Origin of the sequence: Paenibacillus terrae (genome assembly GCF_000943545.1) — a bacterium.
GTDB classification, from domain to species: Bacteria; Bacillota; Bacilli; order Paenibacillales; family Paenibacillaceae; genus Paenibacillus; species Paenibacillus terrae_A.
Genome location: NZ_JTHP01000131.1, coordinates 1 through 8,589, shown reverse-complemented (window position 1 = coordinate 8,589; position 8,589 = coordinate 1). Strand labels below are relative to the sequence as shown.

6 protein-coding genes are annotated in these 8,589 nt (G+C 37.2%); 3 read left to right on the top strand and 3 right to left on the bottom strand.

Annotation, left to right across the window (positions count from 1 at the left end; all coding sequences use genetic code 11):
* Positions 1–145 precede the first annotated feature (145 nt).
* Positions 146–430, bottom strand: a complete 285-nt coding sequence (locus QD47_RS32315) for a hypothetical protein (protein ID WP_161797217.1) — start codon at positions 428–430, stop codon at positions 146–148.
* 372 nt (positions 431–802) lie between these two features.
* Positions 803–2,047 (bottom strand): hypothetical protein, encoded by a 1,245-nt coding sequence (locus QD47_RS28650; RefSeq protein ID WP_044649326.1) that lies wholly within the window; start codon positions 2,045–2,047, stop codon positions 803–805.
* Between the two features lie 554 nt (positions 2,048–2,601).
* Between QD47_RS28650 and QD47_RS28645 the strand changes: the two genes are divergently transcribed.
* The 3 genes from QD47_RS28645 (at position 2,602) to QD47_RS28635 (ending at position 6,739) form a co-directional block, all read left to right on the top strand.
* Positions 2,602–4,020 carry a helix-turn-helix transcriptional regulator gene (locus tag QD47_RS28645; protein ID WP_044649325.1) on the top strand — a complete coding sequence of 473 codons (1,419 nt, stop codon included), beginning with the start codon at positions 2,602–2,604 and terminating at the stop codon, positions 4,018–4,020.
* 463 nt (positions 4,021–4,483) lie between these two features.
* On the top strand, positions 4,484–4,903 hold the full coding sequence (locus tag QD47_RS28640; RefSeq protein WP_044649324.1) for a hypothetical protein: 420 nt from the start codon (positions 4,484–4,486) through the stop codon (positions 4,901–4,903).
* 825 nt (positions 4,904–5,728) lie between these two features.
* Entirely contained in the window at positions 5,729–6,739 is a 1,011-nt protein-coding gene (locus tag QD47_RS28635; RefSeq protein WP_044649323.1) for a hypothetical protein, read from the top strand.
* A gap of 720 nt (positions 6,740–7,459) precedes the next feature.
* On the opposite strand, the gene QD47_RS28630 is transcribed toward QD47_RS28635, so the two are convergent.
* A complete protein-coding gene (locus QD47_RS28630) occupies positions 7,460–8,368 on the bottom strand; it encodes a coiled-coil domain-containing protein (protein ID WP_044649322.1) in 909 nt (302 codons plus the stop codon).
* Positions 8,369–8,589: the final 221 nt, after the last annotated feature.

Sequence of the window (8,589 nt, the reverse complement as noted above, 5' to 3'; positions counted from 1 at the left end):
ATCAAGGTCACAACGTAAGGCCAGGACAGAACCGATCTATAATATTTTTGTGATCTGAGATATTCGGCCTTGGGATACGCCAAGCCATTCGGCGTATTCGCTCTGCTTGGCTTTTGTATGTTCGCGCATTAGTTTCCGTAGATTTTTAAGTAATTGTAATGTAGAACGATACACCGTTTGATGATTTCGTATTACCAAGTAAATCAATCCAATTGTATTGTTGCTCAAGATAATCAACATGACGATTTAAAAGCTGAATATGTTCATTCTTGTCCATCGATCTTAAGACGCCTTGGTATGAATGCAAAACTTGTGAATAGTGTTCACTTATTGCAATTATCGTTTTTTCACCATTTTGTGTTTGGCAGTAGGCAACCCTTCGATAATTACTCCCCGAATCATATTTCACCTCTTCAGATCCGTTAGTCAAATAAAAAAGACGCTCCCGCGCCTTCGCTTGGGCTACGTCCTCCTATTATATTACCACTTACAATTATTAATTAAAGCACATACGCGAGTAGCATGTAGTTCTTTAAAAAAATCCATAAATTAATCTAAGCACTAAGAAAACACTTTATTTTCTGTTGACAGCTACTTCACAAATTTGGAAGGCAGAGCTTTTTTCTTGACTGGTTTGGTTTTAGAGTAGATGTGAAAAGGGACTCCGATGGTTAGCCCAGATCGGTGTCCTTAATTTGTCAAACAGGATAGTTTGTAAACCATTCATTTTTCCCAACGTCTCATACTGCTAAAGCAGACACAATCCGATCCATATTTAGCTAGCGTTAGATCAGGGAGAGAATTATGGGTTTTTGTTGGTGTTAGACAACACTTCAACTGCGATTTCAGCCCATTTGACAGAGCCGTACGGTGAACTACCTCCTACAAATACATCTGGGCTTAGAATATTGAGCAAATAAGTACCAGGTTTCCGAATTACGATAGAACCGCTAAAGGATTTATCCTGTTTGAGCGGGATAACGATCTTTTTTTCTTCTTCAACAAAATTTCCGTTCTTAAATGCTGCCACTCCAAAAGAAACTTCATTGCTTTGAATATACGTATCCGTTACGACTCCAGCAATTGCTATTGAATCTCCAGCCTTTACACGGAGGTAGCCCTGGGTCGGTTTGGTAAAGCGGATGTCTTGCTCGTTACTGGCATGGTTGTATCTGATGGGAACGGATGATGGGTTTAATACTTTGCGATGGACCATTATCTTAGCAGAACCTTTATCATTGGTTATAATTTCTAATGGGTTTGGACCGGGACGAAGCTCTACTGAATATTCAATTCGCTGAAATGTTTGTCCATTCATTATAATCGGCTTTCCAATGTTTTTTTCCTTTCCCTTTAACGTACTAATGCTACCTCCAATGGAGCTTGTCATGCCACCGTCTCCTGTATTAACCATAAGATAAGCATGTCCGAACTCTTTTTGCACTAATGCGCTGAAAGTGATATTTTCCTTATCCGTTGTATAAGTTGGGTGAAGCACTTTGATTATTTTATCGTTCCAGACCCAGTGCATGACTCCATTACTCCATGTATAATTTATTCCCATCTTAGGCAGGAGTGACACTGGAACATACAATTGGCCGTTTTTCATAAACGTTTTAGGTATTGACTCATCCAGCGCTGTCATTGTTCCGTCTGAGTAACTGAAAATCTTTGATTGGTTAGGCATCAACCGTAATGAGGAAAAAGGTACCGAATTCTCAGTGTCAAACTCCGCCCACGTGCTGAATGTCTTTGCATCCCGCTTGATGGTTGCCAAGTGAGCTGTCTCCAGCCATTTAAACGGGAAATACAAATAATTATTTTTCTTCAGCAGGGGAGCGGCCTTTATGTAGACGGAATCCAGCGATAAGGAAGATTTATTCAATTCGGCAGTCAATTGATGCGGTACCAGATAGAACACAGCCGCATCCTCTGCTACAACGGGAAGATTGGAAATTGAATTCTTCGCATAACTCAGGTTTGTTGGAAGTATGCCGGAAATAAGAAGACAGGAAGATACGAGTAGAGCAACAATAATTCGTCTCATTGAACAAACACCCGATTTCATTTTTTTATCATATATACCATAAAAACTAAAAAAGGTTGCGACAGATTCGGTCTTTTATTCTGACCACCAGCTTTTTTTGAATAACATTAGTTATTTCAATTTGACTGCTATAATCTTACTTTGTTCTATGACAAGCTTTGTGTTACTTCGTCATGACCTCTTAATATAGAATAAAGAAGACTTAATATACTTTGGAGGTGTCTTTTTGGATTTATTTCTAGTTATACTTAATATTTTAGTTATCCTCCTTTCTATTGCTGGTGGAGTGCTTCTAATTGGATTAATGTACCGAGGATATACACTGCTAGGTTTACTTATTGCTGAGAAAAAGAATAAGAACAATAAGCACTGAGAAAAAAATATAGTTAATCACACTTTCCGTTGACACCAAAAGTTAGCGGAAAGTGTTTTTTCTTTTCATGCAAAAATCGAATTCTTACATTAGTTGCATAGTATATTGACAGATGGCTAATTATGGTTAAAAATGAAGTATGTTAAAAAAATGGAATATTTATACGAAGGGTGGATATGACATGAAGCATACACCTACGATTCGAGCGGAATTAGACAGATACCTACAACAAGAGGGTTTGAGCATAGCCCAATTTGGGCATATTGCAGGCATGAATAGGGGAATAGTAAGTGCTATTGTAACTGGGAATAAGTCTATGTCTATTAACCAGCTTGACCTAATTACTGAGGCTATGGGTTTACCAGAGGGCTACTTTTACGACTTATTTATAGAAAACTACATCATCGACACCCCTCCGAATATGAGGCGAATCGAGCCATTTTTGTTTCGCTGTGCGGAGTTGGACAAGCTGGATACAATCCGTCGAGTAGTGGGAGCCATCATGGACAATCTACTCTATTCGCCCAAACTATTTGAGATTGCAGAAACGTTATTTGAACAGGGACGATATGATGCTGCGTTGCTGCTCTATGAGGGCGTAGCTGAAGCGGAGAAGTACCAACATTCTGAACGCTTGGCAACCTGTCAATATCGTATATTCACGATTCAAATTGGAGACGACCAAAGCCAAAATGTTAGGGCAGCAGCCGTTTTTGAAGCTTTTGTCGAACGTCTGTATGAAATAGATCAGCTTGATGCATTGAAGGATTTGGCGAACGTATACAGGTCTTTACGTAAATGGGACAAGGTTGAGGAAGTAGCTAGAACAATGAGAGCTAAAGCGGAAATCCAATATACTTTGAAACATAAACAGGACAGCCGAGAACAAACCGAATCTACTGATAAGCTAAGTCGTCCCTTGTTTGTGTACATCGCTTATGCAGATTTGCTGTGTGCCAATGCATGTGAAGAGCAGGGTGATTATGAGCAGGCATTACATTATACATATGCCTACTCCAATTTAGATTGGGTTAGAGAGACCGACGAGGATACCCAATACTGGATCGGCTTGTTTAAATACTGGTCACAAGCTAATATACATGCATATAGGCTTTTATCTGGTGATGTAAGTGTGCTTCATGAATATCTAAACTATATTGATGAATCGTCAGATACAATTCAAGAAGATAGGGTTACTCAACTACTTAACATTATGATAGCAGCTAACCGTTATAAGCTGGATTTAAATGATATACTTAAACGATTTGAAACTGAGATTGCGTCTTTTTCTCAGCGACCATCATCAGATGATATGTATACCCAGCAAGTGATACCAGACTACTCGGCACTGTGTGGATATGAATTGGCTTATTATTATTTAAATCATGGGATGCACTATGATGGCTTTAATCATTTGTTTTGTGCAATGGTGAAAGCGCATATACTAAATAATGAGACATATTTTATAAATTGTATGGGGTTGTTTGTGCATTTCAAAGCCCATGCGGTTCCTGAAACCAAAACAAAGTTTTACGATCTCATTGAAAAGGTGTGGTTAAACAATGTTGAAAAAAGTGGTAATGTTGATCGTTGCGAGTAGTTTTTTGTTTACCTTAACTGTACCTATTTATATGAACAGCCATAATGAGGGAGTTCAAATCTTTGCAACACATGGAGGAGCTTAAACGTAAGCAAAGCAAATCCCCGCTAACCTTAACTGGTCGGCGGGGATTTTTTCATTAAAGGAATTACCACATCATCCATCGAATGAATGACTGAGGTGATCAGCATGAAACATACATATAAAGTGTTAAAGTCGGATATAGAACTATTTGCAGCTGCATTAGACCAGGTAAGAGTATACTTGGATACAGCCGTTTTGGGAGAGGATTCTGTGGATATCTTTGGATTGCGGAGGCGCTGATTACAGCGAGTCGAATTAAGATTATCGGATCTTTTTCTTCTGTAATCGGTTTGAATTTAGAGTATATAAGAGAGGAACTACCAGGATTGCACTCGGTATTCCCTTTCAGGTAGACCATATCAAAAAAGGGTGGGAAAATATGAAGAAGAAAATATTTCTATTCTCGATTTTATCTTTAACCATAGCGATTACGGTAGGGGCTATTTCAGCTCCAACAAGTAAAACTCGCGAAAACATCATAATTAATCAAAGATCGGGCGGAAGCGCAACTGTAGGGGAATCCCTTAATGTCCCTAAAGGATGGGGTCATGTTAAACTTCGCATGAAGAATCACTCTGATCATCCAGTAAGGGTAAGTTTAACTCACAACGCTTCAAACAAGCAATATATTGATGGATTAGTAATTGCTCCTCACGACACAGTGACTTGGAAGTCTACTGACGAAGGTATCACAAACGGTATGCGTTCTGGTAACTACACGCTTCAGTGGAGAGGTAGCGATTATAAAGTTAATGGGGAAACATGGGGAGTAGCCAGTTCACAGCCTGGAGACATCTAACTTTTCCTAGCTATACAACTTGAAACTCCCTACCCATTGGTGAAGTGCGCCCCTTAGAGTAGTCGGAGGTTAGGAAAGCTAACTAGGTCTATCTTGATGTTCAGTTACTCTGTTAACTTTGGTATGGGTATAATAGTGACTATCAGGCGAAGTCCTAAATCGAAATAGGTATTTGAAAATTTAGTTGAATGACAAGTGGCTAATTTCCTACTTTACAGTACAAAAAAGAGGAATATTGGCCTAGTTTGATGTATTATAGTAATTGGCATAATTTACATCCAAAATGAAAGCGGGAAGTTTATCATTGTTTGAAATTGCATGAAATTGATATTTGCATGGAACTGGTACTAAATATTTCAACAGCTGATGAAACGAAATAAATAGGAGAGAAAACGAGGTTTATACGATCCTTAATAAGGTATATATCGACTTTTTAATCTGACGATCGTTTTTATTAAATGACAGTTAGTGTTGTTAAAAAAGTATATAGGTGAAGAGAGGGGGAATCCGATCCGCTAATATATAGAGATGGGCAAAAAATTAGCTATATTGATTTTTATCCACTCTTGCGTGTTAATTTATTATCCGAGTTCTTAAATTTCAATTTCAACTCTTTTGGATACGGATGCGGGCGAAGTGGTAATTGAAAATAAGAAGATGAACTTTTTGTTTTTTATGGAGGGATTAGCCAGGATTGTGTTGTTCGGAAGAATACAAATGGTAGATTATTCGGATTAATCAGAGAATATCATGTTTGTTATTGAACTCATTAGTACTCTATCAATCAAGTCATATGTAAAAAGAAAAAGGGGTTAAATTAAATTTATGAAAAAGATTCTTTTTTTACTAATTTTTCTAATACTATTAGATATTACTGCTTGCAGCAATCAAGATTCTTCTGAATCTTATAAACAAATAGAATATGATTCTACATCAACAAGTAAAGTTACAAAAGAACTATTTGTTCTAAGAAGAGTGAATTTACAATATGGTAATCAGCAGTACACAAATATAAATGATGACTCCGTAGGTAGATATGCCTTTGAACAAGATGATAGATTAACAGTCTCTTCTTATAAGAATGCCAAAAATTATTACGATACTCCAAAAATTTATGTATCAGAAGGAAGAGACGAAAATTGGTTATTTAAAGATTTAGCATTAGGTCAATTATACAGACATACTACCGTTGATGGGGTTCCTGGTGGTTTTATCTTTGCTGATAACGAATCATATACAGTAAAGTACCTCGACAGCAATAATAAAATTCAAGTACACTCTTTTCTTGATAATGGAATAGATAAATCATGGAAACTGGATAGAGTTATTTTGACATCCAAGGGGTACGCTTTAAAATTCGACAAAGGAGACTCTGTGAAGCTCATTTTATGTGGGGATTATGAACATTCTATAGACTTTAATATTAAATTTAAGTTTGGTTCGTCAAGTTTTAATTTTAAATATGTAGACCTGAATTCTGGAGATATTATAGCAACAGCATCAGCATATTCAAAAATGTTTGTACTCAATCTTAAAACCGGTGAACCACAATTTGACAATCTGGGTCAACCTAAAAAATATCCGGAATTACTTGGAGATTTTGTTGGAAAATCAAAGAGTGGCCAATGGCTTTATGTTGAACATTCAGATGATATAGTAAGAATTGGATACCTAGACGATGAACTTCGCTTCGTCGACTATTCAACTTTAGAAGGTGTACCTGATCCACATTTAGATGATAAGTATTTCTTGGACGGGAAAGAGTTAAGAATGATAGGGACATACAAGTATAAAGGAAAGGATTCTATTTATGAAGCACTTATTGATATAAATTAACTGTATGTAGAGAAGCAGTTTGGTGGAAAAACGAACTTGCTTCTTTTTTATTACGAAAAAGGACTACAAGAGTGTATTAAAGATGACGTATAGGAGCGACTAGATCAACCGTGCCTTTGTAGAAGGGTAAAATAAGGTACTACAAATTAAAGAGGTCAAGGATAAATGAGATAACGATAATAAAGAATCTACAAGCGATAATGGTAATGAAGGCTATGTAAAATGTTGGATGACAGGGGGATAACGTTGGCGGCGTAGATACTGGACTCATTAATAGTAGTAGGTTGTATAACGATTAGGGAATGCTAATTAGGTGGGGATGGTATCCCTGATGTCAGCTACTCTATTACGTTCTCTACCAAGAGTACAGGGAATAATTGGGGCCTACAAGGGTATAAGGGGTACTACCAATAAAACGCGGTAAACGTACGCTAAGCGAAAATTTATTCAAACAAGCCGGATAATATGTATGCTAGGGAAAATCCGGCTTGTTTTTATCTCTTCGTCGGTGAACGACTCCAGAAGGCCCATTGTCTTACTCATATCTCTCGTAAATGCGTTGCAAAATGTCATTCGAGTCATCTTATTCTTCACTTGACAGCAATCCTTTTAACGATGCGATTTGTTTTATATCAAATCCTATAAAAGCCGGTGAAGCTACTTACACAGTAGTTCACTGGCTTAAAATATATATAGTTACGATACTCGTGTAGGGGATGGTCACATTTTTTCGTCCTTATTAGTTTGAAACTTCTCTATCAATTCAGCAATCCTATTTGCATGTTTCTCAGATAGTTCATTCTTTAACTCAGATAATTTTTCTTGCCATTCACTTTTTACTCGAAACTCCGCTTCTTTAACCTCCATGTCTTTTTCCTTTATTAGAACATCAGTTGCACGCTCAAATTCTTTCTTTATCTGAAATATGCTTTCCTTATTCTCGAGTTGTTGACGATCATTTTCTCTTTGATTTTGTTCCAATTGGTGTTTAAGCTCTTTCTCTGCCTCTTTAAATTCAGCACGTTCCTGCTCATGCTCTTGCTTAGCAGTCTGCAACTGCTCTTTCATCTCAGCTGCGTCTTTTTCTGCATGTAGAAGTTCATTTATGCGTTTCTCTTTTTGTTCCAACTTTTCATTAGTCAAACGATTCAGTTCCTCAACTGTCTTCGTTGTTTTTTCTAATTGCTCCATCTTTGAACTTAAATCACTATTGTATTGAAGGGAGACGGCTAGCTCTTCATCTTTTTGTGCCAGGTGTTTTTGTAATTCGGCTAGTTCTAATTGAATATTCATTAAATCTTGCTCTAAGCGGCCGATAGCTTCAAGTGACCGCTCCTTAGTTTCTTCGAGAGCATCGGCCCCTCTTTCTCTCATACGAATATACACGCTCGAAAACCGGCTTAAATACTTTTGAAGCTCTTTTAATTCCTCTGCAAATTCCGGATCGGTTTTCTGCAGGTCATGCAATTTCGTAATATGTAACAAATGCTCAATAAAGGTGTCGTCTGTGCCTCCGGCAGCTTCCTTCATTGACTCATACAAGGAACGCGTGCTAGGGGACAATCTCATCCCTTTTGTCTTACCATCATACTCAGCCTTTTCATGATTTGCCCTTTTATTATCATCCATTATTTTACCTCCATGTGTTAACATGAAAACCCTTATATATCAACAATGTTATCATGTTAACATAGATTTTTAAGATAACTATATCACATATTTAGAACAAAAAGTAGTAGAAGAAGAGTGACATTTGGGTGGTATAAAAGTGAAATATTCTAACTTCCGATAATATAACGGTATCGGAAGTTAGAATTGATGGAAAATGAGGGAGTAATAAAAGTGTTGTG

Excerpts from the sequence above, each read along its gene's own strand:
- QD47_RS28640 (WP_044649324.1), top strand. The coding sequence starts at position 4,484 with ATGAAGAAGAAAATATTTCTATTCTCGATTTTATCTTTAACCATAGCG.
- QD47_RS28650 (WP_044649326.1), bottom strand. The coding sequence starts at position 2,047 with ATGAGACGAATTATTGTTGCTCTACTCGTATCTTCCTGTCTTCTTATT.
- QD47_RS28635 (WP_044649323.1), top strand. The coding sequence starts at position 5,729 with ATGAAAAAGATTCTTTTTTTACTAATTTTTCTAATACTATTAGATATT.
- QD47_RS28645 (WP_044649325.1), top strand. The coding sequence starts at position 2,602 with ATGAAGCATACACCTACGATTCGAGCGGAATTAGACAGATACCTACAA.
- QD47_RS28630 (WP_044649322.1), bottom strand. The coding sequence starts at position 8,368 with ATGGATGATAATAAAAGGGCAAATCATGAAAAGGCTGAGTATGATGGT.